General features: G+C 63.3%; 27 protein-coding genes and 1 tRNA gene. 14 read left to right on the top strand and 14 right to left on the bottom strand.

The genetic code is table 11. From position 1 onward, the window contains the following. The first annotated feature begins 102 nt into the window (after positions 1-102). The 3 genes from FJ970_RS06915 (at position 103) to FJ970_RS06925 (ending at position 2,567) form a co-directional block, all read left to right on the top strand. Positions 103-1,113, top strand: coding sequence for an NAD(P)H-quinone oxidoreductase (locus FJ970_RS06915; protein WP_140754597.1), 1,011 nt, complete (start codon positions 103-105; stop codon positions 1,111-1,113). A 161-nt stretch (positions 1,114-1,274) separates the two neighbouring features. Next, on the top strand, positions 1,275-1,415 hold the full coding sequence (locus tag FJ970_RS06920; RefSeq protein ID WP_140754595.1) for a DUF1127 domain-containing protein: 141 nt from the start codon (positions 1,275-1,277) through the stop codon (positions 1,413-1,415). Between the two features lie 456 nt (positions 1,416-1,871). After that, on the top strand, positions 1,872-2,567 hold the full coding sequence (locus tag FJ970_RS06925) for a DUF1013 domain-containing protein (protein WP_015315358.1): 696 nt from the start codon (positions 1,872-1,874) through the stop codon (positions 2,565-2,567). A 201-nt stretch (positions 2,568-2,768) separates the two neighbouring features. Here FJ970_RS06925 and FJ970_RS06930 read toward each other — a convergent pair whose 3' ends face one another. The 4 genes from FJ970_RS06930 to FJ970_RS06945 form a co-directional block, all read right to left on the bottom strand. After that, positions 2,769-3,488, bottom strand: a complete 720-nt coding sequence (locus FJ970_RS06930) for a helix-turn-helix transcriptional regulator (RefSeq protein ID WP_013529238.1) — start codon at positions 3,486-3,488, stop codon at positions 2,769-2,771. A gap of 72 nt (positions 3,489-3,560) precedes the next feature. Beyond that, positions 3,561-3,968 (bottom strand): hypothetical protein, encoded by a 408-nt coding sequence (locus FJ970_RS06935; RefSeq protein WP_140754593.1) that lies wholly within the window; start codon positions 3,966-3,968, stop codon positions 3,561-3,563. A gap of 66 nt (positions 3,969-4,034) precedes the next feature. Then, on the bottom strand, positions 4,035-4,625 hold the full coding sequence (locus FJ970_RS06940) for a DJ-1/PfpI family protein (RefSeq protein ID WP_140754591.1): 591 nt from the start codon (positions 4,623-4,625) through the stop codon (positions 4,035-4,037). An 83-nt stretch (positions 4,626-4,708) separates the two neighbouring features. Continuing rightward, positions 4,709-4,876, bottom strand: a complete 168-nt coding sequence (locus FJ970_RS06945) for a hypothetical protein (protein WP_015315361.1) — start codon at positions 4,874-4,876, stop codon at positions 4,709-4,711. Between the two features lie 265 nt (positions 4,877-5,141). Here FJ970_RS06945 and FJ970_RS06950 point away from each other — a divergent pair, with 265 nt between their 5' ends. Both FJ970_RS06950 and FJ970_RS06955 read left to right on the top strand, forming a co-directional pair. Beyond that, positions 5,142-6,095 (top strand): ring-cleaving dioxygenase, encoded by a 954-nt coding sequence (locus FJ970_RS06950; protein ID WP_140754589.1) that lies wholly within the window; start codon positions 5,142-5,144, stop codon positions 6,093-6,095. A 116-nt stretch (positions 6,096-6,211) separates the two neighbouring features. Next, on the top strand, positions 6,212-6,373 hold the full coding sequence (locus FJ970_RS06955; RefSeq protein ID WP_140754587.1) for a hypothetical protein: 162 nt from the start codon (positions 6,212-6,214) through the stop codon (positions 6,371-6,373). Between the two features lie 26 nt (positions 6,374-6,399). On the opposite strand, the gene FJ970_RS06960 is transcribed toward FJ970_RS06955, so the two are convergent. From FJ970_RS06960 to tkt, 7 genes are all read right to left on the bottom strand, one after another. Then, complete coding sequence (locus FJ970_RS06960) at positions 6,400-7,113, bottom strand: SGNH/GDSL hydrolase family protein (protein ID WP_140754585.1); 714 nt, start codon at positions 7,111-7,113, stop codon at positions 6,400-6,402. Between the two features lie 93 nt (positions 7,114-7,206). After that, positions 7,207-7,944, bottom strand: a complete 738-nt coding sequence (locus FJ970_RS06965) for a DUF899 domain-containing protein (protein ID WP_140754583.1) — start codon at positions 7,942-7,944, stop codon at positions 7,207-7,209. A 178-nt stretch (positions 7,945-8,122) separates the two neighbouring features. Then, on the bottom strand, positions 8,123-9,148 hold the full coding sequence (locus FJ970_RS06970; protein WP_140754581.1) for a class I fructose-bisphosphate aldolase: 1,026 nt from the start codon (positions 9,146-9,148) through the stop codon (positions 8,123-8,125). A gap of 147 nt (positions 9,149-9,295) precedes the next feature. Beyond that, the gene (locus FJ970_RS06975; RefSeq protein ID WP_140754579.1) at positions 9,296-10,492 is read right to left on the bottom strand and encodes a phosphoglycerate kinase; all 1,197 of its coding nucleotides are present in this window, start codon (positions 10,490-10,492) and stop codon (positions 9,296-9,298) included. A 156-nt stretch (positions 10,493-10,648) separates the two neighbouring features. Beyond that, positions 10,649-12,529, bottom strand: a complete 1,881-nt coding sequence (locus FJ970_RS06980; protein WP_140754577.1) for a potassium/proton antiporter — start codon at positions 12,527-12,529, stop codon at positions 10,649-10,651. 187 nt (positions 12,530-12,716) lie between these two features. After that, a complete protein-coding gene (gap, locus tag FJ970_RS06985) occupies positions 12,717-13,727 on the bottom strand; it encodes a type I glyceraldehyde-3-phosphate dehydrogenase (RefSeq protein ID WP_140754575.1) in 1,011 nt (336 codons plus the stop codon). A gap of 213 nt (positions 13,728-13,940) precedes the next feature. Further along, complete coding sequence (tkt, locus tag FJ970_RS06990) at positions 13,941-15,932, bottom strand: transketolase (protein WP_140754573.1); 1,992 nt, start codon at positions 15,930-15,932, stop codon at positions 13,941-13,943. A 261-nt stretch (positions 15,933-16,193) separates the two neighbouring features. Between tkt and FJ970_RS06995 the strand changes: the two genes are divergently transcribed. The 4 genes from FJ970_RS06995 to FJ970_RS07010 all read left to right on the top strand — a co-directional run bounded on the left by FJ970_RS06995 (position 16,194) and on the right by FJ970_RS07010 (position 18,726). After that, positions 16,194-16,466 carry a DUF4164 domain-containing protein gene (locus FJ970_RS06995; RefSeq protein WP_006200774.1) on the top strand — a complete coding sequence of 91 codons (273 nt, stop codon included), beginning with the start codon at positions 16,194-16,196 and terminating at the stop codon, positions 16,464-16,466. An 11-nt stretch (positions 16,467-16,477) separates the two neighbouring features. Then, the gene (locus tag FJ970_RS07000) at positions 16,478-16,843 is read left to right on the top strand and encodes a cell division protein ZapA (protein ID WP_140754571.1); all 366 of its coding nucleotides are present in this window, start codon (positions 16,478-16,480) and stop codon (positions 16,841-16,843) included. Positions 16,844-17,047: 204 nt separating this feature from the next. After that, a complete protein-coding gene (locus tag FJ970_RS07005) occupies positions 17,048-17,707 on the top strand; it encodes a peroxiredoxin (RefSeq protein WP_140509714.1) in 660 nt (219 codons plus the stop codon). A gap of 146 nt (positions 17,708-17,853) precedes the next feature. Continuing rightward, entirely contained in the window at positions 17,854-18,726 is an 873-nt protein-coding gene (locus tag FJ970_RS07010) for an MBL fold metallo-hydrolase (protein ID WP_140754569.1), read from the top strand. 84 nt (positions 18,727-18,810) lie between these two features. On the opposite strand, the gene rpoH is transcribed toward FJ970_RS07010, so the two are convergent. Together rpoH and FJ970_RS07020 are read right to left on the bottom strand one after the other, a co-directional pair. Next, a complete protein-coding gene (rpoH, locus tag FJ970_RS07015; protein WP_015315375.1) occupies positions 18,811-19,722 on the bottom strand; it encodes an RNA polymerase sigma factor RpoH in 912 nt (303 codons plus the stop codon). Between the two features lie 189 nt (positions 19,723-19,911). After that, positions 19,912-20,967 (bottom strand): RluA family pseudouridine synthase, encoded by a 1,056-nt coding sequence (locus FJ970_RS07020; RefSeq protein ID WP_140754567.1) that lies wholly within the window; start codon positions 20,965-20,967, stop codon positions 19,912-19,914. A gap of 26 nt (positions 20,968-20,993) precedes the next feature. Between FJ970_RS07020 and FJ970_RS07025 the strand changes: the two genes are divergently transcribed. The 4 genes from FJ970_RS07025 (at position 20,994) to FJ970_RS07040 (ending at position 23,152) form a co-directional block, all read left to right on the top strand. Then, positions 20,994-21,377, top strand: coding sequence for a fimbrial protein (locus tag FJ970_RS07025; protein ID WP_140754565.1), 384 nt, complete (start codon positions 20,994-20,996; stop codon positions 21,375-21,377). Positions 21,378-21,413: 36 nt separating this feature from the next. Next, positions 21,414-21,821 carry a VOC family protein gene (locus tag FJ970_RS07030; protein WP_140754563.1) on the top strand — a complete coding sequence of 136 codons (408 nt, stop codon included), beginning with the start codon at positions 21,414-21,416 and terminating at the stop codon, positions 21,819-21,821. Positions 21,822-21,912: 91 nt separating this feature from the next. Continuing rightward, positions 21,913-21,987: transfer RNA gene (locus tag FJ970_RS07035), tRNA-Glu, on the top strand. 796 nt (positions 21,988-22,783) lie between these two features. Further along, positions 22,784-23,152 carry a cell envelope integrity protein TolA gene (locus tag FJ970_RS07040; protein WP_140754561.1) on the top strand — a complete coding sequence of 123 codons (369 nt, stop codon included), beginning with the start codon at positions 22,784-22,786 and terminating at the stop codon, positions 23,150-23,152. A gap of 105 nt (positions 23,153-23,257) precedes the next feature. On the opposite strand, the gene FJ970_RS07045 is transcribed toward FJ970_RS07040, so the two are convergent. After that, positions 23,258-23,473 carry a hypothetical protein gene (locus FJ970_RS07045; protein WP_140754559.1) on the bottom strand — a complete coding sequence of 72 codons (216 nt, stop codon included), beginning with the start codon at positions 23,471-23,473 and terminating at the stop codon, positions 23,258-23,260. 317 nt (positions 23,474-23,790) lie between these two features. On the opposite strand from FJ970_RS07045, the gene FJ970_RS07050 reads away from it, so the two are divergent. After that, positions 23,791-24,642, top strand: a complete 852-nt coding sequence (locus tag FJ970_RS07050; RefSeq protein WP_227792047.1) for a DUF2865 domain-containing protein — start codon at positions 23,791-23,793, stop codon at positions 24,640-24,642. The last annotated feature ends 149 nt before the right edge of the window (positions 24,643-24,791 follow it).

A 24,791-nucleotide genomic window follows, 5' to 3' on the forward strand; every position in this document is an offset into this window, starting at 1 on the left:
ACCAGATTGGCCATTTGCCTGATTTGCCAATGAGCATACATAGGGCAGGGGCGTCGATGCAAACAGCCGGTAAGAGTGCGGCGAGGAAAGACGGGAAACTTCATGGCGAGCGGACAGAAAATTCCGGCACGGATGACGGCGATCGCGATCTCGGAGCCGGGCGGCCCCCGGGTGCTGAAGCCGGAAACGCGCGACGTGCCGCTGCCCGGCCCCGGCGAAATCCTGATCAAGGTCCATGCCGCCGGCGTCAACCGGCCGGACGTCCAGCAGCGCAAGGGCGCCTATCCGCCGCCGCCCGGCGCATCGGACCTGCCGGGTCTCGAAGCGTCGGGTGAGGTGGCGGCGCTTGGCGACGAAATATCGCGCTGGCGCATCGGCGACCGGGTCTGCGCGCTCACGCCCGGCGGCGCCTATGCCGAGTATGTCAAGGTGCATGCGGGCAGTGTGCTGCCGCTGCCGGCGGGCTTCACCCACACGGAAGCGGCCGCCGTGCCGGAGAACTATTTCACCGTCTGGCACAATGTCTTCGAGCGCGGCGGACTGAAAAAGGGTGAGACACTGCTCGTCCATGGCGGCTCGTCCGGCATCGGCACCACGGCGATCCAGCTCGCCTCGGCCTTCGGCGCCTATGTCATCACCACCGCCGGATCCAAGGAGAAATGCGACGCCTGCTTGAAGCTGGGCGCCGACCACGCGATCAACTACCGCGAGCAGGATTTCGTCGCCGTCGTCAAGGAGGCGACCGAAGGCCGGGGCGCCGACGTCATCCTCGACATGGTCGGCGGCGATTATGTCCAGCGAAACTACGAGGCCGCCGCCATCGAGGGCCGCATCGTGCAGATTGCCGTGCAGGCAGGTGCTGTGGCGACCGCCGACTTTTCCAAGATCATGGTCAAGCGGCTGACCCATACGGGTTCGACGCTGCGGCCGCGTACCGTCGAATTCAAGGCAGCGATCGCGGCGGCGCTCGAGGCGCAGGTGTGGCCTCTGCTGGGCACGCGCAAGGTCGCTCCGGTCATGGACATGATCTACCCGCTCACCGATGCCTGGAGGGCGCATGAGCGGATGGAGGAGGGTGAGCACATCGGCAAGATCGTGCTCGACGTCGGCTAGGCCAGCATCCCCTAAATGGGGCCGCTGCCTACAAGGTGAACAGGAGCTTAATGGTGCAATGCAGCATTTGCATCATTGCTATGCAAAATCAGCCATTCAAGTCCTCATCGATGATCACTATTTGAGCATCATCGAAACGAACCCAATTCAGGAGGACTACCATGAACCCGATCCGCGCTTTCCGTAACTGGCGCATGTACAACGAGACCGTTCGCGAACTGAACCGCCTCAACGCACGCCAGCTCAGCGACCTCGGCATCAACCGCGGCGACATCGAACGGATCGCCCGTCAGGCGACCTGATTGCAAGCGCGACCCGCCGCAAGGCAGGGTCGCAATGCAGAGCCGCCGCGGACGCCTGTCGTCGCCGGTTCCGAACCCGCTGGACCCTGTCCGGCGGGTTTTGTCTTTTGGGGGCAGAAAAAATAGTGGCAGAGGCAATCGTGCCGTCGCTATCGGGCACAAGGGCGAACCCTGGATGGAGGCGGCGGCAAGCGCCAACATCACCGTGAAGACCGGATGAACCTATCTCGAACGGATACTCGCCAAGACCGGAACACGCCAACAGAGCCAACTTGTCGCGCTGCTCAAGGGCACGGAACCGTTCCGGTAACTGCCGGTTCGCGGTTTCCGGTGGGCTTCTCCAAAAACATTGCGAAACAGGCAGGGAACGGTTATACAGGCCCCGAATTTCCCATTTTGGTGGCTCTAAACCACCGCCCGCGCGGGAACGCGGGCGAACGAGAAGGATTTTTAAAAATGGCCAATACGCTGCTGATGCCCAAGGCGACCGCCGTCTGGCTGGTCGACAACACCGCGCTTTCCTTCGAGCAGATCGCGCAGTTCTGCGGGCTGCATCCGCTCGAGGTCAAGGCGATCGCCGACGGCGAATCGGCGCAAGGCATCAAGGGCATGGACCCGATCATGACCGGTCAACTGACCCGCGACGAGATCGCGCGCGCCGAGAAAGACCCGAACCAGCGCCTGAAGCTTTCCGACCCCAAGGTGCGGGTGCCGGAATCCAAGCGCAAGGGTCCGCGCTACACGCCGCTGTCGAAGCGCCAGGACCGGCCGAACGCCATCCTGTGGCTGGTGCGTAATCATCCCGAACTCAAGGACGCGCAGATTTCGCGCCTCGTCGGCACCACCAAGTCGACGATCGAGCAGATCCGCGAACGCAAGCACTGGAATTCGGCCAATCTGCAGCCGATGGACCCGGTGACGCTGGGCCTAGCCTCGCAGATCGACCTCGACATGGAAGTCAACCGCGCCTCGCGGGGTCGCGAACAGGCGCAGCCGGTCGGCGACACGCTGCTGCCGGCGGCATTGACCGAGCGGCTGGTACCAGCGCCGGAGAAGCCGAAGGACGAGGACGCGGAGCTCGACGCCAACGCCGTCTTCGCCAAGCTGTCGGCGCTGAAGTCGAAGGATACCGACACGGACGACGAGGAGTAGGCAGCGCCTCTTCCTTCTCCCCCTGTGGGAGAAGGTGGCCGAGCGAAGCTCGGTCGGATGAGGGGTGTTCCAGCTTGGCACCGACGCACTCCGTCGCGCACCCCTCAACCGTCTCGACGCCGCGTGCCGATCCACCGCCCTGGGGCGAGCCGCTGGTCTCGCCCGTCCTTCCGACCCCACAGGGGGAGAAGGAAGGAACCGTCAGCTTCGCGCCGCGCGGTCCGGCGCCATGCCGTAATCCTCGCTGCGCTCCACCGCCCGGTAGAAATCGGCAAGCTGCTTGCCGCGTTCCGGCTTGAAGATGCGCCCTGCGATGACCACAGAGGCGATGCGGTCGATGCGGAAGGCGCGGAAATCATCGCGCATCTCACACCAGGCGACCAGCGTCCACACCTTGCCCCAGAACCACAGGCCGAGCGGCCTGATATCGCGCGCGGTGCCGCGGCCGGCTTCATCCGAGTAGTCGATGGTCAGCACCTGGCGCTTTTCGACCGCGCGTTCGATCAGATCGATCGCCTCGCGGGCGGCGTCGCTGACCACCCACATCGGCGTATGGATCTCGGTGCGGGCGATGCGGTCCTTTTCTGCATCGGGCAACACGGCACCGATCTTGACCAGCGCCTCGTCGGCGGCCCGCGCCATCGCGGCGCCGCCAAAGGCACGCACCATTCGCGCGCCGGCGACCAGCGCCACGATCTCGTCACGCGTGAACATCAGCGGTGGAAGGTCGAAACCCTCCCTCATCATGTAGCCAACGCCGGCCTCGCCGTCGATCGGCACGCCCGTCGACTGCAGGTCGGCTATGTCGCGATAGATGGTTCGCTCGGAAACCTCGAGCCACGTGCCGAGCTTCTGGGCGGTGACCAGACGGCCACCACGCAGATGCTGCACGATCTGAAAGAGCCTGTCGGCGCGGCGCATCGTTTGCTTCCCCAGTGTCTTTCCTAAGCATGCCGTGGCTCCCGGACCGGATCCACTTCCACATGGCATGCATTACGGTTTCAGCCCTTCGCGCTTGCGCTGCGCGGCGACGAAATCCGCGCCGAAGGATAGTTTACTCGTTGTCGGCGTCGTCGCATCGAGCACGCGCCAGAAGGGTGCGATGTCGCGGAGAGTCATCCCGCGCTCAAGGTCCTCATTGGCGGCTTCGGCGACCGTGCGCAGATGATAACCTATGGTGACCGGGCATGTCACTTCGGCGCCGTGCTCGATGGCAAGGGCCGTGCGCAACGCGCGGACATCCATCTCGACGCCTTCGGGAATCGAGCGGATGAAATCGTCGACCTGGCGCGCGGTCGGCACCAGCATGGGCTGGCCCTCGATGACATCTCCCACCGTGCGCGGCGTTGATTTCACGCCGTTGATGCCTGGTGTGTTCAGCCTGTCGTTCCAACTCTTCATCGATCGTCCTCTCGGCCGGCCAGGCGCATCATCCCACCATCGCACGCACCTCCTGACAGCATACTGTCAGGAGGCTTCAGCATACTCCTTGGCGAATAGCGTCCGCATCTGCGCGAGTTGGCTGCCTTTCTCGGGATAGAGCGTCTGCAGGAAGGCAAGGGCAAAGGTGCCCGGTGCCGAACCCGGCGCGGACACGATCTTGCCGTCAGCCACGGCATGCGGCACATCCTGATAGTTCAGGTCGCCGGCATAGCCGGCTTCGTGACCGTTGATCCAGTCACGGCCATTGCTGGTGTGCCTGGCGTTCTCGAACATGCCGGCGCGGGCCAGCGCAAGCGTTCCCGCACAGATGCCGCCAACGACACCGCCGCGCCTGGCGACCGCCGTCAGCAGTTCGGAAGCATCCGGCGGCGCCTTGCCCGCCCACCGGTCGGAACCGATGACGGCCATGGCATCGAGATCGGTATTCTCATCGGCGTCTGCCGAGCGATCCGGCGTCAGCCGAAAGCCGCTGATTCCGGTCACCGGCTTGCCTTCGGGCGTAATCGACACGGCGCGCGCGCCGAACCATTCGACCGCCGAGGCCGCCAGCAGCCCGTATTCCCAGTCGGCAAAACCTTCGACGAACAGAAAGCCGATTGTCTTCTGATCGGGCATGAGTTCGCTCCATCCCTCGCGCGCGGATCTGATATCTGGATGCTGACAGGTTAGCATCCAACCGCCGCGTTGAAAATTCTGCCTCAATTGCCGTGATGGCGGCGCTCGGCATACATGTCAGGCCAGCCGATATCCTTGCGGATGTCGGCGGGCAGCGCGTTCATGAACCGCTGGGTCCGGATCTCGTTGCGCATCGTGCGGATCTTGCCGACATAGTGCTGCATGCCGCGCAGAATGGTAAAACCGTTCATGACCAATCTCCTCTCTCTGACTGGAGACAGTATCGCACACCCCTCCTGACAGCAGTCTGTCAGGAGGATGGCAGGGTCGTGCGACGTCAGTTCCGTTCTTGCCGTGACGGGTCAGGCGAGCGCGGATTGTTCACCGTGAGGGACCAATCGGGGTCGTGTTGTTCATTGATTGGTGACGGACTGTCGGGATAGGCGGCCTTCAGCGGCGTGACGGGAGTTCTGATATGAAGGGAGAAAATTTTTCCCCAAAAACAGGGAGACGACCATGAGCCTGCAACTGATGGGAATTCACCATCTGACCGCCATCACCGCCAATGCGCCCGGTAATCTTCACTTCTACACGAGGGTGCTGGGGCTGCGGCTGGTCAAGAAGACGGTGAACCAGGATGACACATCGGCCTACCACCTCTTTTATGCCGACGGCGAGGCAACGCCGGGTACCGACCTCACCTTCTTCGACTGGCCGGTCGGCCGCGAACGGCGCGGCACGCACAGCATCGCGCGGACCAGCCTCAGGGTCGGCAGCCGGGAGAGCCTTGCCTGGTGGAAGCAGCACCTTGCCAGCGAAGGCATCGTGACAGGAGAGATTGCTGATATCGGCGGCTACTCCAGCCTGGATTTCGAAGACCCCGAGGGCCAGCGTCTGCGGCTCGTCAGCGATGGCGGCAAGGGCGGCAGCCATCCCTGGGCGCAGAGCCCGGTGCCGGCGGAGCATCAGATCCGCGGGCTCGGGCCGATCGTCATCAGTGTTCCCGACATCACCAACACCGAGGCGGTGCTGACCAGCGTGATGAACATGCGTAAGGCCCGCGACTATGCTTCGCCGGACGGTGAGGGCCAGGTCCACGTCTTCGAAATGGGCGCGGGCGGGCCGGCGGCGGAGCTTCATGTAGCCGTGCAGCCTGGGATTGCGCCGGCTAGGCAAGGCGCCGGTGCGGTTCATCATGTTGCCTTCAGGGCGCCCGACCAGGAGACGTTGCATCAATGGACGGCACGCCTGGCCGAATTCCGGCTGCCATCGAGCGGCGAGGTCGAGCGCTATTACTTCCGCTCGCTCTATTTTCGCGAGCCGAACGGCATCCTGTTCGAGATCGCCACCGACGGGCCGGGGTTCACCGCCGACGAGCCGCTGGAAACGCTCGGCGAAAGCCTGGCCCTGCCGCCGTTCCTCGAGGCAAAACGCGCTTCGATCGAGGCTGGCCTCAAACCGCTGAAGTAGATCGCTGCGCGGTCAAGGCGGGCGCCGCGTTCCGGTCCGGGATCGCGGCGCCCTTTCTTTCCCGGAGACGGAACGAACCGCTTTGACAGGTGACAGCGTTGCTGGTCAAAGGCGGCATGACCAAACTCCTCGCCCTTGTCATTGTCGGGTTCATGGTGATCCAGATCATCAAGCCGGTCGGTTGGCCCGGGCTCAAGCGCCGCGCCGATTTCTGGAAATTGGCATTGCTCGCCATGGCGGCAATCTCGCTGGCGGCCGTGCTCGGGCATTTGACATAGGCCCTCGCGACACCTGTCGTCGGCTTTCAGTCCGCAAGCACAGGGCCGACGAGATGTTCCGCCCAGGCCCGGTAGCCGGCCTCCGAGGCATGGAACCCGTCGGAGGCAAAACCGGCCTCGGGATTGGTGATCGGCAGGCGCGGCGCCGGCACCGCGCCGCGTTCCAGGCAGAGGCGTTCGCCCATCCGGTTCATCGCGGTGGCGCGGATCTCGAGGATCTTGCCGAGCAGCGACGGCATGGCCGGCGCACGCGTGAACTCCAGTACCGGTGACCATACCACGCGCGCCTCCGGCCATTTGGCGCGCAGCGCATAGAGCAGGCCGCCGAACTCCTTCTTGAAACGCGGTACTGAATGGAAGTTCTTGGTATCGTTGGTGCCGATGGCGAGCACGATGTGCGTCCACGGATCGGCCGACAGATTGGGCAGGACATGGTCGCGAATCTGGCCCGATGTCGCCGAATTGAAGCCGGCTGCACGCCAGCGCACAGCGCTGCCGGTGCGCTGTGCAATCAGGACGGCGAGCTGCGCGGCAAGTCCGTTTTCGGAATTGCCGATGCCGACCGACGCGGCTGAGGAATCGCCCAGCACCAGCAGCGAGATCACCGGCGGGTTGCCGGCGAGATCGTGCATGACCGGGCCTCGCGCCGGCAGCATGCGCGAGGTGCGGCGGCGCACGCCCAGCCCCTGCCAGACATAGACAGGGAAGGCGAGCCAGGTGAGAATGGTCGGGAAACGCATGGCAATACCGTGTAACAATCCGTGGCAGCCTTAGCGTATGTTTTGGCCGGCGTGAACGGATCCCTGCTTCTACGCGCTTTTGCTGGAATTTCTTTAGCGGCCGGCGTCGTCCTGCCGCGACCTGTTTCCATAGTCGTCGTGCAACCGCACCCAGTCCATCGAAGTCCCGTAAGGACCTGTCTCGCCACGGCCTTTCGGCGTCATGTCGAGATATTGATAGGCGCCGATGAACTGCTCGCTGCCACGGGCGCGCGACATGAACGTCAGAAAGATGTCGCCGGCTTCCTCCCGGTAGAAGACCGTGGTGCCGGGCAGGTCCTTCGACGTCGACACAGGTGTTTCGAAATTGTAGACGGCTTCGCCGGATGCGATCTGCCTATCGGTGAAGGACACCTGCATGTCGAAGTTGAAGTCCGAGGCGTAGGAGGACACCCAGTCAAATCTCCAGCCCATGCGCTGCTTGTAAGGCAGTAGCTCGGCGAGCGGCGCGCGCGCGATCACGACAAGCGACACGTCGTGATGCCTGAGATGCTGGTTGGCGCCATCGATGTGATCGGCGACGAAGGCACAGCTCTCGCAGTGATGCGTTGAACCTGGTGCGAACACGAAGTGATAGACGATCAGCTGGCTGCGGCCGGCGAAGAGATCGGCCAGTTTCTTCGGCCCCTGTTCGGCTTCGAAGACATAGTCCTTGCGAATTTTCAGCCAGGGCAGTTCGCGCCGCTCGGCCGCAACGCGCTCGCGTAACCGTGTCAGTTCCTTCTCGCGGGCCAGATGTGCCTTATGAGCCTCGAACCAGTCTTCGCGCGAAACGACCTTGTTGCGATACATGAACTTCTCCCTGTCTGCACTCCAAGGACGTACGGGATGGGCGCAAGCCGACATCGCCGCTGCCAGGAATGCCCAGAGCAAATAAGAATGCGAACGCCTTGCCCCAAGGCCGGTGCGCCAAAACAAAAAACCCGGGCATGTCGGCCCGGGTTTGAAGGAAAGGAATAGCAGGGGGTCTTCAGGCAGCCTGTTCCAGGCTCGCCTTCCATTTACCCAGTGCCGCCAGGTGATTCATGTGGGCACGGTGGGTGAAGGCGGCCTGGCCGGCGGCGACGTTCGAGGCCTTGCCGCTCCAGGCCTTCTGCGGCGCGGCCTGCAGCGCGCGGCCATAGGAGAAGGTCAGCTTCCACGGATGCGGGCCGATGGCGTTGATGGCATTGAGGTTGGCGGTCGCCTCCTCGTCCTCCTGGCCGCCGGAGAGGAAGGCGATGCCCGGCACCGCCGCCGGCACCGTCTCGCGGAACAGTTTTATGGTTTTTTCGGCGACTTGCTCGGGGCTGTCCACCGTGCCCGATTTCTTTCCCGAGAGCACCATGTTGGGTTTCAGGATCGTGCCTTCGAGCACGACACGGGCGGCATAGAGTTCGTCGTAGAGCCTCGTCAGCGTCGCCTTGGAAACCTCGTAGCAGGTGTCGATGTCGTGGGCGCCGTCCATCAGCACTTCAGGCTCGACGATCGGCACGATGCCGGCTTCCTGGCAAAGGGCGGCATAACGGGCGAGGGCATGGGTGTTCGCGCCGATCGAGGTGGCCGAGGGCGCGCCCCTGGTCTTGTCGATGTCGATCACCGCGCGCCATTTGGCGAAGCGGGCGCCGAGCTTGTAATAGTCGGCAAGGCGCTCGCGCAGGCCGTCGAGGCCTTCGGTGATGGTGTCGCCGGGAAAGCCGGCCAGCGGCTTGGCACCGGCATCGACCTTGATGCCGGGAATGGCGCCTGATGCCTTGATGATGTCGACCAGCGGCGTCCCGTCGGCGGCCTTCTGGCGGATGGTCTCGTCGTAAAGGATGACGCCGGAAATGTACCGGGTCATCGCGTCCTTGGTGCGGAACATCATCTCGCGGTAGTCGCGGCGGCTGTCGGCGGTCGATTCGACGCCGATGACATCGAAGCGCTTCTTGATGGTGCCGGAGCTTTCATCGGCAGCCAAAAGGCCCTTGCCGTTGGCCACGATCGCGGCGGCAATGTCTTCGAGACGTTCGCTCATGGTTGCTCTCCTTGACGGTATCGTTCGCGTTTAACGGAACTCTACCGCCAAAGGAATGATGCCGGAAAGCTCGAATCGATTGAAAGTCGCCGGCGCTGCCGCCGGCTCCCCTCGAGTTGATCGGATTGTCGGCGAGCGCCGACCGCCTCAGCGCTTGAGCACGTCGACGCCGGGCAAGGGCTTGCCTTCCATCCACTCCAGGAAGGCGCCGCCGGCGGTCGAGACATAGGTGAAGTCGTCGGCGACACCGGCATGGTTGAGCGCCGCCACCGTGTCGCCGCCGCCGGCGACCGAAACCAGCTTGCCGGCCTTTGTACGCGTGGCCGCATGCTTGGCCGCAGCCACCGTGGCGTGATCGAACGGCTCGATCTCGAAGGCGCCGAGCGGACCGTTCCAGACCAGCGTCGCCGCACGATCGATCCACTCGCCAATCGTCGTCACGGTTCTGGCGCCGACATCGAGGATCATGCCATCGGCTGGCACGTCAGAGATGGCGACGGTCTCGCAGGCCGCACCCGCCTTGAATTCCTTGGCGACGACGCCGTCGACCGGCAGGATGATGGCGCAGCCGGCCTCGGCGGCTTCGATCATGATCTGCTTGGCGGTCGGGGCCAGGTCATGCTCGCACAGCGACTTGCCGACATCGGTGCCGCGCGCGGCGAGGAAGGTGTTGGCCATGCCACCGCCGATGACCAGCGCGTCGACTTTCTTCACCAGGTTCATCAACAGGTCGATCTTGGTCGAGACCTTGGCGCCGCCGACGATGGCGACGACCGGACGGACCGGATTGCCCAGGCCCTTCTCCAGTGCCTCGAGTTCGGCCTGCATGGTGCGACCGGCAAAGGAGGGCAACAGGTGCGCCAGCCCTTCGGTCGAGGCATGGGCGCGGTGGGCGGCGGAAAAGGCATCGTTGACGAAGATGTCGCCATTGGCGGCGAGCCGTTCGGCAAAGGCCGGGTCGTTCTTCTCCTCGGCCTTGTAGAAGCGGGTGTTTTCCAGGAGCAGCACGTCGCCCTTGTCCATGGCGGCGATAGCGCTGCCTGCCGTGTCGCCGACGCAATCGCTGGCGAAGCCGACGGGGCGGCCGAGCACCTCAGCGGTTGCCCTGGCGATAGGCTCCAGCGAGAATTCGGGCGAGGGGCCATCCTTGGGACGGCCGAAATGGGCGAGCAGGATGACCTTGGCACCCTTGCCGGACAATTCGGCGATGGTCGGCGCGATGCGTTCGATGCGGGTGGTGTCGGTGACCTTGCCGTCGGTGACGGGAACGTTGAGGTCGACGCGCACCAGCACGCGCTTGCCGCTGATGTTGCCGATATCGTCCAGTGTCTTGAAGGCAGCCATGCCGGTTCCTTTCGTCTGAAAATCGCCGGGACCATACCCCGCATCGGCGGCGATGCAAGGCTTTGGCGGGGTCGGACGCGAAATTTTGAAACGGGTGAGGGCATAGTCCGTGAAGACGCCCCAAGTATGTCTGGGGTGGTGCAACGATCGCCCGCGTCAGCTTTCGGCCGATGCCTTCTCGACCGGAGGCTCAGGGGCGTCATCCGCCTGTGCCGTTACCTGCGCCCCGGCCGGCTTGCGCCACTTGCGGATAAAGGCACCGAGACGGTCGCCGATCTCGCCGGCGCTCAGGAAGACAGGCACGCGCGCCACCGGTGCGGTCGGCTCGAAAGAGAGGCCGAGACCTGTGATCCTGCCCTTGTCGTCGACATCCCTGACGATCAGCTCGATCGGGCCAAGCAGAACCCGGTCGGCATATTCGGCATGGCCGCCGAGCCGCGCCGTGACCAGCGCGCCGACTGTTTGCTTCTGCTCGGCCTCGGTGAGACCGGGCGCATAGGCGACTTCCAGTTCGGCGGCGGAGCGTTCGGGGTCGACGGCGAAGGCGCCGAAGAAATCGGCGTCCTCCGGATCGACCACGGCGCGGCTGGCGAACAGCTTGTCGAGCAGGCGCGGATAGCGGTCGGGCACGAAGATGTAGACCTGATCGCCGGCGGCGAGTCGGCCCATGTCCTGGAAACGCATCGAGCGGCCGTCACGCAGCACCAGCGAGGGCCGCGCCCAGCGCGGGATGCGCTCGCCGCGCGCCACCGGGCTGCCTGGCGCCACACGATAGGCAAGGAGTTCGTGATGCGCGGAGCCGGGCAGCTCCAGTTCGACCTTGTCCAGAGGTCCGAGCCGCGCCGGCACGATCAGGCCCAGGCGACGCGCCAGCGGACCGACGGTCCAGCCCTGGATGACCAGCGACACCAGAACGATGATGAAGGCGGCGTTGAAGATGGTGCGGCCGTTCTCCAGCCCGCCGAGCAGCGGTGTGATGGCGAGCAGGATGGATACGGCACCGCGCAGCCCGACCCAGGAGACGAAAGCGACTTCGGGACGCGGCAGGCGGAACGGGACCAGGCAAAGCCACACGGCGACAGGCCTGGCAATGAACATCAGGAACAGGCCAAGGGCTATCGCAGGCACCATGATCGCCGGAAATTGCGAGGGCGTCGCGAACAGGCCGAGGATGAGGAACATGATGATCTGCGCCAGCCACGACATGCCATCCTGGAAACGCTTCAGGATGGTGACGGCGCGGATGTCGGAATTGCCTGCGATGAGCCCGGCGATATAGACGGCTAGGAAGCCCGACCCGCCAATCGCGCCGGCGGCGGCGAAGACCATCAGTGACAGGGTCAGCACGAAGATCGGCAGCAGGCCATGGTCGAGGTTGAGCCGATCGACCAGGCGCACGATGGCGAGGCCGCCAAGCACGCCGACGATGGCGCCGAGGCCCATGTTGACGAGGAAGCCGAGGATCAGATTGGTGACCAGGACATTGGCTTCGGGATTGGCGTGGGCGGCAATGACCTCGACCAGCGTGATGGTCAGGAAGATGGCGATCGGATCGTTGGTGCCCGATTCCACCTCGAGCGTGGAGCGCACGCGCTCGCGCAGATTGATCTCGCCGGCGCGCAGCAGGAAGAACACCGCGGCCGCGTCGGTCGAGGCGACGGCGGCACCGAGCAGGAAGGATTCCAGCCAGCTGAGGTCGAGCAGGTAGTAGGCGGCGGCGCCGAACAGGCCGGTGGTGAGAAGCACGCCGAAGGTCGCCAGCGACAGGGCTGGTCCTGCCGCCTGCCGCAAGGCGTTGAGCGGCGTGCCGAAACCGGAATCGAACAGGATGACGGCGAGCGCCAGTGAGCCGGCAAAATAGGCGATACGGGCGTTGTCGAACTGGATGCCGAGGCCGTCGGTTCCGGTGGCGAGCCCGATGCACAGAAACAGGAGCAGGAGCGGGGCGCCGAAGCGGAAGGCGATCAGGCTCGAAAACGCGGCGGCGACGACAAGCGCTGTGCCAACCAGCGTGACGAGATAGATCGCATGCTCCATCCGTGATTTGCCCCTCGAATTCCTCTGCCTCCTGGCTTTACGGCAGAGTGGGGCGAAGGCGTGACCAGTGCAAGGCGGGAGGGTGGTTTTTTGCCCAGCGCCGCTGATTTTCGCGCTGCTGCTCCGGTAAACGAAAAACGCCCGGACGAAGCCGGGCGTTTCGAGTGTCGAGAAGACGGATCTTCGATCAGGCGATGGTCTTGCCGAAGGCGACGGCGGTGTCGCCCATGCGGTTGGAGAAGCCCCATTCATTGTCGTACCACGACAACACCGAAACGAAGTTGCCGTCCATCACCTTGGTCTGGTCGAGCGCCATGATCGAGGAGCGCGGATCGTGGTTGAAGTCGATCGACACGTTCGGGTGATGGGTGACGCCGAGGATGCCCTTCAGCCTGCTGTTGGACGCGGCGATCACCGCCTCGTTGATTTCCTGCACCGTGGTCGAACGCTTGGCGATGAACTTGAAGTCGACGACCGAGACATTCGGCGTCGGCACGCGGATCGAGATGCCGTCGAGCTTGCCCTTGAGGTCGGGCAGGACGAGGCCGATGGCCTTGGCGGCACCGGTCGAGGTCGGGATCTGCGACAGGGCGGCGGCGCGGGCGCGGTAGAGATCCTTGTGCATGGTGTCCAGCGTCGGCTGGTCGCCAGTGTAGGAATGGATCGTCGTCATCATGCCCTTTTCGATGCCGACCGTCTCGTGCAGGACGGCCGCGAGCGGCGCCAGGCAGTTGGTGGTGCAGGACGCATTCGAGATGACGATGTGGTCCTTGGTCAGCTTGTCGTGGTTGATGCCGTAGACGACGGTCAGATCAGCGCCGTCGGCAGGCGCCGAGACCAGCACGCGCTTGGCGCCGGCGGTCAGGTGGGCGGCGGCCTTGTCGCGGGCGGTGAAGATGCCGGTGCATTCGAGCGCGATGTCGACGCCGAGTTCCTTCCACGGCAACTGCGTCGGGTCCTTGATCGCCGTGACCTTGAACTTCTCCCTGCCGACGGTGATCTGGTCGCCGTCGACCGACACTTCATGGGGGAAACGGCCGTGCACGCTGTCAAAGCGCAGCAGGTGGGCATTGGTCTCGACCGGGCCGAGATCGTTGACGGCGACGACATCGATGTCCCTGCGGCCGGACTCATGGATGGCACGCAGGATGTTGCGGCCGATGCGGCCAAATCCGTTGATGGCAACTCTGACGGTCATTGTTCTCTCCCTGGGAGCTGGAAGGCAGACGATTGGTCCGCAGCTTCATAGCGGCGGACGGGCGAAGAATCCAGCCGCAGCGGGCTGGATTTAAATCGATTAGGTTAGGCCAGTCCAGCGAAACCGCTTTTCACGCGATCTCGCCGGGGATTTTGTTTCGTGCATGTCGTTATCCCAAAACCGCGATACACTTTTGGGCGACATGCCCGGGCCTCATTTGCCGTGCAGGCGGGCTTCCGCTGCCTTGGCAGCCGCATCGGCGGTGATACCGAAATGCGGATAGAGCTGCTCGATGGTGCCCGAGGCACCGAAGCTGGTCATGCCGATGAAGATGCCATCGGATCCAATGAGATGATCCCAGCCCTGGCGGATGCCGGCCTCGATCGCCATCTTGATCGGCGCCGAACCGATCGTCTTCTTGCGATAGGCGCCGCTCTGCTTGTCGAACAGTTCGAAGCAAGGCACCGAGACGACACGGGTCGGGTGGCCATGCTTTTCCAGAAGGTCGCGGGCGCCGAGTGCGATCTCGACCTCGGAGCCGGTAGCGAAGATCGTCACCGCGGCTTCACCGCTGGCGGCGGCGAGTTCATAGGCGCCCAGGCTGCTAAGGTTGTTTTCGGTGAACTCGGTGCGCACGGTCGGCAGGTTCTGACGGGTCAGCGCCAGCGTCGACGGCGTCTTTTCGGATTCGAGCGCGATCTGCCAGCATTCAGCGGTTTCGACCGCGTCGGCCGGACGGAACACATTGTGATTGGGAATGGCGCGAAGGGCCGCCATGTGCTCGACCGGCTGGTGGGTCGGGCCGTCTTCGCCCAGACCAATGGAATCATGGGTCATGACGAAGATCGAGCGGATGCCCATCAGCGAGGCAAGCCGCATCGACGGACGGGCATAGTCGGAGAAGCACAGGAAGGTGCCGCCATAGGCGATGAGGCCGCCATGCAGCGTCAGGCCGTTGATGGCCGCGGCCATGCCATGCTCGCGAATGCCGTAGTGGACATAGCGCTGGCCGTAGTCGTCCGGCGTGATGTTCTTGGTCTGGCTGGTCTTGGTGTTGTTGGAGCCGGTCAGATCGGCCGAGCCGCCGATGGTTTCCGGTACCGCGCCGTTGATGACTTCCAACGCCATCTCGGAGGATTTGCGAGTGGCGACCTTCGGCTTGTCGGCCGTAAGCTTCTTCTTGTAGTCGACGATGACGGCGTCGAAGTTCGCCGGCAGCTTGCCCGCGGTGCGGCGCTCGAACTCTGCCTTCAGCTTCGGATCGGCCTTGGCGAGGCGGCCTTCCCAGTCTGTGCGCGCCTTGACGCCGGCCTTGCCGGCGGTGCGCCAGGCATCGAGGATGTCGGCCGGGATTTCGAAGGGCGGAGAATCCCAGTTGAAGAACTTGCGCGCGCCGGCGATCTCGTCGGCGCCTAGCGGCGAGCCGTGCGCCTTGTTGGTGCCGGCCTTGGTCGGCGCGCCGAAGCCGATGGTCGTCTTGCAGGCGATCATCGTCGGCTTGTCGGAATGGCGGGCGGCTTCGATGGCATAGGCGATCGCTTCGGGATCGGTGCCATCAATGTGGCTGGCGTTCCAGCCGGAGGCCTGGAAGCGGGCGACCTGGTCGGTGTTGTCGGCGAGCGACACCGGGCCGTCGATCGAGATGTTGTTGTTGTCCCAGAAGACGATCAGCTTGTTGAGCTTGAGGTGACCGGCAAGCGCGATGGCTTCCTGGGAAACACCTTCCATCAGGCAGCCGTCGCCGGCCAGCACGTAGGTGTAATGGTCGACGAGGTCGTTGCCGAAGGCGGCGTTCATGATGCGCTCGCCGAGCGCGAAGCCGACCGAATTGGCGAGGCCCTGGCCGAGCGGGCCGGTCGTGGTTTCGATGCCGGTGGCATGACCGTATTCGGGATGGCCGGCCGTTTTCGAACCCAGCTGGCGGAAGTGCTTGATCTGATCGATGGTCATGTCTTCGTAGCCGGTCAGATGCAGCAACGAGTAGAGCAGCATCGAGCCATGGCCGGCCGACAGGATGAAGCGGTCGCGGTCGGCCCAGTGCGGGGCCTTGGGGTCATATTTCAGGAAGCGGGTGAACAGCACCGTAGCGACGTCGGCGCAGCCCATGGGCAGGCCGGGATGGCCGGAATTCGCCTTCTCGACGGCGTCCATGGAGAGGAAACGGATCGCATTGGCCATCCGGTCATGTTGTTCACGCGACGTCATGGTACCTCCAGGGTGGGGGTTTGGGGGGCTTGGGAGAGCCCTTGAAAAGGGTGCGCGACACATAGCAGGCGCGGGCTTTTAGTCAACAAATCGGGTGCAGATTTGCCGGTCTTGTGATGCCGCAGGCAGGCCTACTTTAGCGTTAGCGGGGGACAGTCGCGAGAGCTTTGTTGACGTTGCCTTCACCCGGTGCCTAATGTTTCCTGGATAACGCGTTCTGAACGCGAACGATTCGGTGATGGGCAGGGCAGGACGAAGGCCATGACCGGGGAAACCACGCTCAAGGAAGTAATCGCCAGGCTGGGTAAGGCCATAGAAGGGCTGGAAAACGCCGTCGCGGCCAAGCTCGAGCATGAGCGGGACTATTCGGAAGCCGAGGCCGAAGTGCAGCGGATGAATGCCGATCGCTCCCGGCTGGCGCAGGAGCTCGACAATTCCGAAGCGCGCGCCGAACGGCTGGAAGACGCCAACAAGGAAGTATCGCGACGGCTGGTGACCGCGATGGAAACCATCCGCGCCGTGTTGGACAGATAGGAGCTGGCCCGATGGCACAGGTCACGGTTTCAATCGACGGCAAGCAGTACCGCATGGCCTGCGACGAGGGCCAGGAAGAGCATCTGATCGACCTCGCCGAACGCTTCGACCGTTATGTCTCGCATCTGAAGGATTCTTTTGGCGAGATCGGCGACCAGCGGCTGACCGTCATGGCCGGCATCATGGTGATGGACGAGCTCTCCGAGCTGCAGAAGCGCGTCAAGGGCATGGAGAGCGAGGTGCTGACCTTGCGCAAGACGCGCGACGAGGCGCTGACCAAGGCCGACAAGAGCGACAGCGTGCTGACCAACGCGCTTGGCGCCCTGGCGCAGCGCATGGAAGATCTGGCGACGTCGCTGGCGATCAACAAGGCCTGAGGCGCGCCTCCCCGATCCCTGACGTCTGTCTCATGCCCGATGTCACGCTCTATTTTTCGCCCCGCAGGCGCGGAAAAATTTTGCCCGTCGGGCGATAGCCGTCATCTCCGGCGTTTAATCAGTCACGCTGCGGTGGTACGATTAGGTGCCGGCGCCGGCCGGCAAAAGAATGCCGGCTATATTTCACAAGGGTAGGGATAGGTCATGAGTCTTCGTATCAACGACATCGCGCCGGACTTCACCGCCGAGACCACGCAAGGGACCATCAAGTTCCATGACTGGATCGGCGACGGTTGGGCGATCCTGTTCAGCCATCCGAAGAATTTCACGCCGGTCTGCACGACCGAGCTTGGCACGATGGCGGGGCTCGAGGGCGAGTTCAAGAAGCGCAACGTCAAGATCATCGGCATTTCGGTCGACCCGGTCGAAAGCCACGGTAAATGGCAGGACGACATCAAGACGGCGACCGGCCATTCGGTGCATTATCCGCTGATCGGCGACAAGGACCTCAAGGTCGCAAAGCTCTATGACATGCTGCCAGGCGGCGCCGGCGAAACCTCGGAAGGCCGCACGCCCGCCGACAATGCTACCGTGCGCTCGGTCTACGTCATCGGACCGGACAAGAAGATCAAGCTGGTGCTGACCTACCCGATGACGACGGGGCGCAACTTCGACGAGATCCTGCGCGCGGTCGATTCCATGCAGCTCACCGCCAAGCACCAGGTGGCGACGCCGGCGAACTGGAAGCAGGGCGAGGACGTCATCATCACGGCCGCCGTTTCCAACGAGGATGCAATCAAGCGCTTCGGCGCCTACGAGACCATCCTGCCCTATCTCAGGAAGACCAAGCAGCCTTCCGCCTGAAGCCAGCGCGTCGGAACGGTTTTTGGCTTTTCCGCTCCTGCGAGCCAAGTCATACTTGACTGGCCCGCCGGGGCGGACAACCATGCTCGCGATGGGTTCCGGTGGAGAAAATCGTTCCTGCCGGCCCTGGGGTAAGGGAGCCGGAAGTGGATGTAGCTTTGGCCAGGCCTTTGGTCAGCGGCTTCTATGACAAGCCGACCGGGGCCATCCAGTATGTCGTCTCGGACCCGGCAACGAAGCGATGCGCCATCGTCGATCCGATCCTTGATTTCGACGAGAAATCCGGCGCAACGGGTACGAGGAGCGCGGATGCCCTGCTCGATTTCGTTGGGGAAAATGGGCTGGAGCTCGAATGGATCCTCGACACCCATCCCCACGCCGACCATTTCTCGGCGGCGCATTACCTGAAACAGAAGACCGGAGCGTCGATGGCGATCGGCGACAGGATCGTCGACGTCCAGGCGCTGTGGAAGGTCATCTACAACTGGCCGGATTTTCCTGCCGACGGAACGCAGTGGGACAGGCTGTTCGCCGAGGGCGAGACGTTCCGGATCGGAACCCTCCCGGTCAAGGTGCTGTTCTCACCCGGACATACGCTGGCGTCGATCACCTATGTGGTGGGGGATGCGGCCTTCGTGCATGACACGCTGTTCATGCCCGACAGCGGCACGGCGAGGACGGATTTTCCCGGCGGCAGCGCCGCGCGGCTCTGGCGCTCGATCCAGGGCATCCTGGCGATGCCGGACGAGACGCGCGTCTTCGTCGGCCATGATTATCAGGCCGGTGGCCGCGAGCCCCTGTGGGAAAGCACCGTGGCAGCGCAGAGGGCCACCAACATCCATCTTGTCGCCGCGCGCACAGAGGCTGAGTTCGTCGCGCTGCGCGAGGCGCGCGACCGCACATTGCCGATGCCGCGACTGATCCTGCATGCGCTGCAGGTCAACATGAACGGCGGGCGGCTGCCGGAACCTGAAGCCAATGGCCGGCGGTACCTCAAGTTTCCGCTGGATGGGCTTTGAGGCAACCGTGGCTCCGGCTGCGGCGTATAAAAAGGCGGCGCCAGTTTCCTGACGCCGCCGTTTGTTTCGTAGCCGATCCCGGCTTTACGCCGCTGGCTGTGCCTCGATGGTGCGCAGCGCCTGCATCTGGCGCTTGGCGGCGGCCTTGACGGCATCCTGCACCTTTTCGAAGGCGCGCACCTCGATCTGGCGAACGCGCTCGCGGCTGATGTCGAACTCGGCCGACAGTTCCTCAAGCGTCAGCGGCTCCTCGGCCAGGCGACGTGCCTCGAAGATGCGCCGCTCGCGATCGTTGAGCACGGCCAGCGCGCCCGACAGCATGCCGCGCCGGTTTTCCAGCTCGTCCTGCTCGATCAGCATTTCCTCCTGGCTTTCGTGGTCGTCGACCAGCCAGTCCTGCCATTCGCCGGACTCGCCTTCCGTCGCCCGGATCGGCGCGTTGAGTGACGCGTCGCCGGACAGACGGCGGTTCATCGACACCACTTCGGCCTCGGAAACGTTCAGCCGCGTGGCGATCTCGGCGATCTGGTCGGGCTTGAGGTCGCCATCGTCCAGCGCCTGGATCTTGCCCTTCACCTTGCGGAGATTGAAGAACAGACGCTTCTGGTTGGCGGTCGTGCCCATCTTGACCAGGCTCCACGAGCGCAGGATGTATTCCTGGATCGAGGCCTTGATCCACCACATGGCGTAGGTGGCGAGGCGGAAACCTCGCTCGGGTTCGAATTTCTTGACGGCCTGCATGAGGCCGACATTGCCTTCCGAGATCACTTCGCCGATCGGCAGGCCATAGCCGCGATAGCCCATGGCGATCTTGGCGACGAGCCTGAGATGGCTGGTGACGAGCTTGTGCGCGGCCGTGGTGTCTTCATGCTCGGCATAACGCTTGGCGAGCATGTACTCTTCCTGCGGCTGAAGCATGGGAAAGCGGCGGATTTCTTCGAGATAGCGGCTGAGGCCGCCTTCGCCGGAAACGATACTGGGTAATGACTGGGCCATGATAGCGCCCCCTCTCTATTGGAGTGATGCCCCCGAAACGCGGCGGGCATGTGACGCGAGCACCAAAGGCTCGCCCGCGACAACAGATCCTATACAGGAACAAAACCAGAAAAGACAGGCATTTGTTCAACACGAAACAGTGTGTCACGCTGAAGTGAACAATGACAGTCAGGTTTTTTGATGGTCGGTTCAGAGTTTGCTGAAGCCGTCGACGAGTTTCTCCATATCCCTCGGCATCGGTGCCTCGAACCTCATCGTTAGATGGGTAGTGGGATGCCGAAATGCAAGGAGCCAGGCATGCAAAGCTTGCCGGGAAAATGCCTTGACCTGACTTTTCAAGGGCTCCGGCAGCCGATTGGCCTTGGTGCGGAACGCCAGGCCGTAATCAGGGTCGCCGATGACGGGATGGCCGATATGGGCCATGTGAACGCGGATCTGGTGGGTGCGGCCGGTTTCCAGTCGACATTCGACGAGGCTTGCGGTGGCGAATTCCCGCTGGTCCTCGCCGAAACGCTCCTGCACGGCAAAGCGGGTGACGGCGTGGCGCGCGTCGTCGCGGCCTTCCGGCACGACAGCGCGGCGCACCCGGTCGGCGGCGCGGCCAAGCGGCGCATCGATCGTTCCGGTCGGCCTCTGCGGTATGCCCCAGACCAGCGCCAGATAGGCGCGTTCGAGGTCGCCCGTCAGGCCGTGGTCGGCAAAGGCTTCCGACAGGGCCTTGTGGGCGCGGTCGGTCTTGGCGACCACCATTACGCCGCTGGTCTCCTTGTCGAGGCGGTGGACGATGCCCGGCCGGCGCACCCCGCCAATGCCCGACAGGCTGTCGCCGCAATGGTGGATCAGCGCATTGACCAGCGTGCCGGTCCAGTTGCCGGCGCCGGGGTGCACGACAAGCCCCGCCGGCTTGTTGATGACGATCAACTCGTCGTCTTCGTAGAGCACGTCGAGCGCTATGTTCTCGCCCCGCGGCTGCGCCGGTTCCGGTTCCGGCATGGCGACCGACACATTTTCGCCCGCGCTCATCTTGCGTTTGGTTTCGTCGACCGGTTTGCCGTCGATGACGACGGCGCCTTGCCTGATCAGCATCTGTACGCGACTGCGTGACATGTCCGGGCCAAGGGCGGCTGCCAGCCACTGGTCCAGGCGTTGGCCCGCCGCATCCGCGCCCGCGACCAGCAAGGTGGGCGCGGCCTCCATCAACAGGTCCTCTATCAATTCGGGGGCCTCTTCGCTATGAGCGCTCATCGAAAAACCATTCCGGAATATTTGCCATGGCCCGGCCCGATGCCGACGAAGACCAGGAAAAGCCGCTTGACCCCGAGGTCGACAAGCTGCGCGGCAAGCTCATCCGCTTCATGGTCATCAATCTCGGCCTCTTGTTTGTTGCTCTTATGGTGGTGATCGGCGCCCTTGTCTACAAAGCCCGCAAGGCGCCATCGGCCAACCCGCCGCTGTCCGGCGACGTCCAGACGCCGGGTGGCGAGCCGGCCAGCGGCGATATCGTGCTGCCGGTGGGCGCCAGGGTGGTCAGCCAGTCACTGTCGGGCAGCCGTCTTTCGATCGACGCCGAGCTTGCCGACGGCAGCCGTGCGATCTTCGTCTATGATATCGCCGAGCGCCGCCTGATCGGCCGTTTTGCAATCCGCAACAAATAGGCAGGCAGCAATGCCGCACACGAGCTTGCCGCAGACATGACCGGATTCGCCGAACATCGCCGTGTCGCGACCGTGACGCTGGTCGTCGCCGACTATGACGAAGCGATCGCCTGGTTTGTCGGGCGGCTGGGCTTTCTGCTGCTCGACGATGTCGATCTCGGCGGCGGCAAGCGCTGGGTGGTCGTCGCGCCCGCCAACGGACAGGGTGCAAGGCTGCTGCTTGCCGAGGCGTCCGACGAGACGCAGAGGAAAAGCATCGGCAACCAGACCGGCGGCCGGGTCTTCCTGTTCCTCGAAACCGACGACTTTGCCCGCGACCATGCCGCCATGCTGGACAAAGGCGTCGAATTCCGCGAGGCGCCGCGTTTCGAACCCTATGGTACCGTGGCCGTTTTCGCCGATCTCCATGGCAATCTCTGGGACCTGATCGAGCCCAGGCGGTAACGCGGAGGACCGCTTTTTACTCGATGCGGTAAAGCCGCCGAACCCCAGTTGCTTTTTCCTGGCCGTCAGCCTATATCGCCGGTTCTTGAACGCGCCCATCGTCTAGCGGTCAGGACACCGCCCTCTCACGGCGGGAACAGGGGTTCGATTCCCCTTGGGCGTACCAAGCAACGGCGTCGTTGATCTCCAGACAATCCAACGATTTCGGACCAGTCCCGCATGGGCTCTGCATGCCTCCAAAGAGCGCGCAATGCCCGGCGAGAGCCCGGGAATTTCCCATGCCCGAATCCACCCAATTTAAGTCAGGCCGCAGCGCTTGAAAGCACTGCGATCTCTGATACTTGCGGTGCGGGGGTGGCTTTCGCGGCAACGCGGATTTTGGGTTCGGGTAGAGTTTGGAATGACTTCCGTGAAGACGATATGCGCGCACTGCCATGGCGGCGGCAAGGTTTTCGATTGCTCCAGATGGCATGCGTCAAAAGGGCATTGCTGCCCGCATGGGACGCATCAAAGTGGTTGTCCCGGAAAGACCGTGGTGTGCGCGGAGTGCGCCGGGCTCGGGACGATGCCGGAAGCCGAGTTCAGGGCGGTCGCATAGGCCGTCCTACCGCAAAGAGGCGATCTTCGCGGCTATCGATTCCTGCTTGGTGCGTGAGACGGTCGGCACGTTAAGGTTTGGTTTACCAATAGCCTGTCTACTGGAAACAATTCGCTTTCGGCCCGCGACCACGGATGTACTGGCGCAACCGTCGAGGCGGAAAGGAAAGGTCGGCTCAGTGCCGGCCTTTTTGCTTTCGGCATTGGCTCGCATCGGCCACGGTCAGGCGCCCCCGGCGGCTTCGCGGTAGGCTCTCTCCGAACAACTTTTTGGCAAGGGATATTGCCATCGCCTCGATCGGCCCTACCATCGATTCCGGCAGTCCGGCGCGGATTGCCGGCTGGTCGTGACGATGAGGCTTGCGATGAAAGGCATTGCAAAGCTGGTGATTGCGGGTGTGCTGTCGGCAGGTGTCGTATGCACATCGGTTGCCGCAACGCTCAACACCATGGACGATGTCGGGGCCGCGATCCAGTCGTGCTGGACGCCGCCTGGCGACGCCGGGAATTCGACTGTAACCCTGAGCTTCAGTTTCAAGCGCGACGGTACTCTGATCGGACAGCCGCGACCAACCGCCGTCAAGGTGGCCGGCGACGACAAGGCGCGTCAGTCGTTCATCGATGCGGCAATAACTGCGGTGAAGAATTGCACGCCGCTGAGTTTATCGCCGGAACTGTCGCAAGGAATTGCCGGCAACGTGTTCACGCAGCAATTCGTTTCGCCCAAACAGTAGCGGCACACCCAAAAAAGCCTGCGATGGAGTGGGCATCAGCGTGCGGCGTGGCTGGTTCGTCTGAATCGGAGAGCGGGGTCGAACGTCTTTCCCCCGATCGCCGGATCAACGGCTCAGGCGCCGTACTTCGGCATGCCGTGCCAGATCCGGAGTCTCGAAGACATAGTCGCTCCAGGCCGATTCCGGAATCTGCCCGGCCAGATAGCACTCAAGCAACAGGTTTTGCTCGGGATTGAGCGGCCGCGGGGCACGTTCGTGATCCAGCCCGAGAGTGTGAAAAAGATTTCTCGTCAGTTCCGATACCGTGAAGTGGATCGACATCTGCGTTCTCCTTCGCGCTTCAACGCAACAACGCGGGCAAAGGTTTCAAGGCCAGACACCGGTAACGCCTGATTGATCGCATGGCTCGACGCATCGGTCTGCCGACGGCCGCAGGTCTGTCTCCGTTGTTTTCCGATTCGTCTCAATCTTGAAATAAAAATGTAATGTCGAATTTACAGGCAGGATTATATTGCACTAGATGAAGCTCTTCTCGGTCAGAAGTCTTGTAATATTATGTATATCTCATTTATTGGTAATTTACCCAAGTCGAAAGAGCGTGGTTCCGGACCATCGGCGACAAGGACCGTGGCATTCAGATGACCCGTTTCTGTCTTTTCATGATGATCGCGCTGGTATCGATCGTTGCGTTTGGGTTCGGCACAACATCTTCCTACGCGGACAGTTGTGGTGCGATCAGAAATCAGTTGCTGTCCGCTGGCCGCGGCGGAGGCGCGAGCCCGGCACTGGCTCAGCTTCGTCGCCAGCTCGCGGCAATTCAGGGCCTGGAGAGGCAGCGCAAGTGTACCGCGCAAACTGCCGCGGGCGGCTTCTTCAACGCTTGCGCCGACCTGGCTCGAAACCAGACTGAGGTGCAGCGCCAGATCGCGACTGCGTCCAATTCCGGGCGTGACAATTCCGGCCCGCAGGCTCGGTTCGCAGCGCTCGGCTGTCCGTCGGGGGCAAAGCAGGAGCGCCCGGCGCCGAAGGCCCAATCCGCGACGGCGGCGGCCGGGGCCACGACCAGCGGCAATGCGATGCTGTTTTGCGTCCGCCTTTCGGATGGGTATTTCTTCCCCGCGCCAAAGTCGCAATTCGCCGGCAGCGGCGATCTCAAGGAAATGGCCGATCAATGCCGTTACATCTGCGACGATCCCGCGGTCGATCTCTACACGCTGAGCGATATCAGCCAGGAAACCGACAGCATGGTGGCGCTCGACACGCGCAAACCATACACCGAGTTGCCGGCAGCTTTCCGGTATCGTGACGATGCCAATTTCAAGGCCTGTGACGTCAAGCGTTATTATCAGCGGGTTGCCGAACTGACGGCCAGGACGGTGACGCCCACGAACATGACCAATGCCATCATCCCTTTGCCTCAGGCAAAGTCGGACCTCGGCAGCGTCGCGGCAATTCCAGAATCCGATATCGAGGCTCCGGGTGCCGCCTAGCCGCAGTCGATAGGGGCCGGCAAGCGGACCGTGCGTGTGGTCGGTCCAGTTCTTTCCGGCTGAATGACCACGGGCGTTTTCGAGCGCGTAGCCGTCCTCGATGAGCCTGTCGCGTGCCCGCTGGAACCAGGATCCGACTGGAACAGGGA

Source organism: Mesorhizobium sp. B2-1-8 (assembly GCF_006442545.2).
Classification (GTDB): Bacteria; Pseudomonadota; Alphaproteobacteria; order Rhizobiales; family Rhizobiaceae; genus Mesorhizobium.

Bases quoted from the DNA above. Each gene is read 5' to 3' on its own strand.
- FJ970_RS07025 (WP_140754565.1), top strand. From the start codon at position 20,994: ATGGCCCGGCCCGATGCCGACGAAGACCAGGAAAAGCCGCTTGACCCC.
- FJ970_RS06950 (WP_140754589.1), top strand. From the start codon at position 5,142: ATGAGCCTGCAACTGATGGGAATTCACCATCTGACCGCCATCACCGCC.
- FJ970_RS06925 (WP_015315358.1), top strand. From the start codon at position 1,872: ATGGCCAATACGCTGCTGATGCCCAAGGCGACCGCCGTCTGGCTGGTC.
- FJ970_RS06970 (WP_140754581.1), bottom strand. From the start codon at position 9,148: ATGAGCGAACGTCTCGAAGACATTGCCGCCGCGATCGTGGCCAACGGC.
- FJ970_RS06995 (WP_006200774.1), top strand. From the start codon at position 16,194: ATGACCGGGGAAACCACGCTCAAGGAAGTAATCGCCAGGCTGGGTAAG.
- FJ970_RS07005 (WP_140509714.1), top strand. From the start codon at position 17,048: ATGAGTCTTCGTATCAACGACATCGCGCCGGACTTCACCGCCGAGACC.
- FJ970_RS06965 (WP_140754583.1), bottom strand. From the start codon at position 7,944: ATGTATCGCAACAAGGTCGTTTCGCGCGAAGACTGGTTCGAGGCTCAT.
- rpoH (WP_015315375.1), bottom strand. From the start codon at position 19,722: ATGGCCCAGTCATTACCCAGTATCGTTTCCGGCGAAGGCGGCCTCAGC.
- FJ970_RS06955 (WP_140754587.1), top strand. From the start codon at position 6,212: ATGACCAAACTCCTCGCCCTTGTCATTGTCGGGTTCATGGTGATCCAG.
- FJ970_RS07040 (WP_140754561.1), top strand. From the start codon at position 22,784: ATGAAAGGCATTGCAAAGCTGGTGATTGCGGGTGTGCTGTCGGCAGGT.
- tkt (WP_140754573.1), bottom strand. From the start codon at position 15,932: ATGACGTCGCGTGAACAACATGACCGGATGGCCAATGCGATCCGTTTC.
- gap (WP_140754575.1), bottom strand. From the start codon at position 13,727: ATGACCGTCAGAGTTGCCATCAACGGATTTGGCCGCATCGGCCGCAAC.
- FJ970_RS07000 (WP_140754571.1), top strand. From the start codon at position 16,478: ATGGCACAGGTCACGGTTTCAATCGACGGCAAGCAGTACCGCATGGCC.
- FJ970_RS06915 (WP_140754597.1), top strand. From the start codon at position 103: ATGGCGAGCGGACAGAAAATTCCGGCACGGATGACGGCGATCGCGATC.
- FJ970_RS06930 (WP_013529238.1), bottom strand. From the start codon at position 3,488: ATGCGCCGCGCCGACAGGCTCTTTCAGATCGTGCAGCATCTGCGTGGT.
- FJ970_RS06960 (WP_140754585.1), bottom strand. From the start codon at position 7,113: ATGCGTTTCCCGACCATTCTCACCTGGCTCGCCTTCCCTGTCTATGTC.
- FJ970_RS06920 (WP_140754595.1), top strand. From the start codon at position 1,275: ATGAACCCGATCCGCGCTTTCCGTAACTGGCGCATGTACAACGAGACC.
- FJ970_RS07050 (WP_227792047.1), top strand. From the start codon at position 23,791: ATGACCCGTTTCTGTCTTTTCATGATGATCGCGCTGGTATCGATCGTT.
- FJ970_RS06940 (WP_140754591.1), bottom strand. From the start codon at position 4,625: ATGCCCGATCAGAAGACAATCGGCTTTCTGTTCGTCGAAGGTTTTGCC.
- FJ970_RS06945 (WP_015315361.1), bottom strand. From the start codon at position 4,876: ATGAACGGTTTTACCATTCTGCGCGGCATGCAGCACTATGTCGGCAAG.
- FJ970_RS06935 (WP_140754593.1), bottom strand. From the start codon at position 3,968: ATGAAGAGTTGGAACGACAGGCTGAACACACCAGGCATCAACGGCGTG.
- FJ970_RS07020 (WP_140754567.1), bottom strand. From the start codon at position 20,967: ATGAGCGCTCATAGCGAAGAGGCCCCCGAATTGATAGAGGACCTGTTG.
- FJ970_RS07045 (WP_140754559.1), bottom strand. From the start codon at position 23,473: ATGTCGATCCACTTCACGGTATCGGAACTGACGAGAAATCTTTTTCAC.
- FJ970_RS06980 (WP_140754577.1), bottom strand. From the start codon at position 12,529: ATGGAGCATGCGATCTATCTCGTCACGCTGGTTGGCACAGCGCTTGTC.
- FJ970_RS06975 (WP_140754579.1), bottom strand. From the start codon at position 10,492: ATGGCTGCCTTCAAGACACTGGACGATATCGGCAACATCAGCGGCAAG.
- FJ970_RS07030 (WP_140754563.1), top strand. From the start codon at position 21,414: ATGACCGGATTCGCCGAACATCGCCGTGTCGCGACCGTGACGCTGGTC.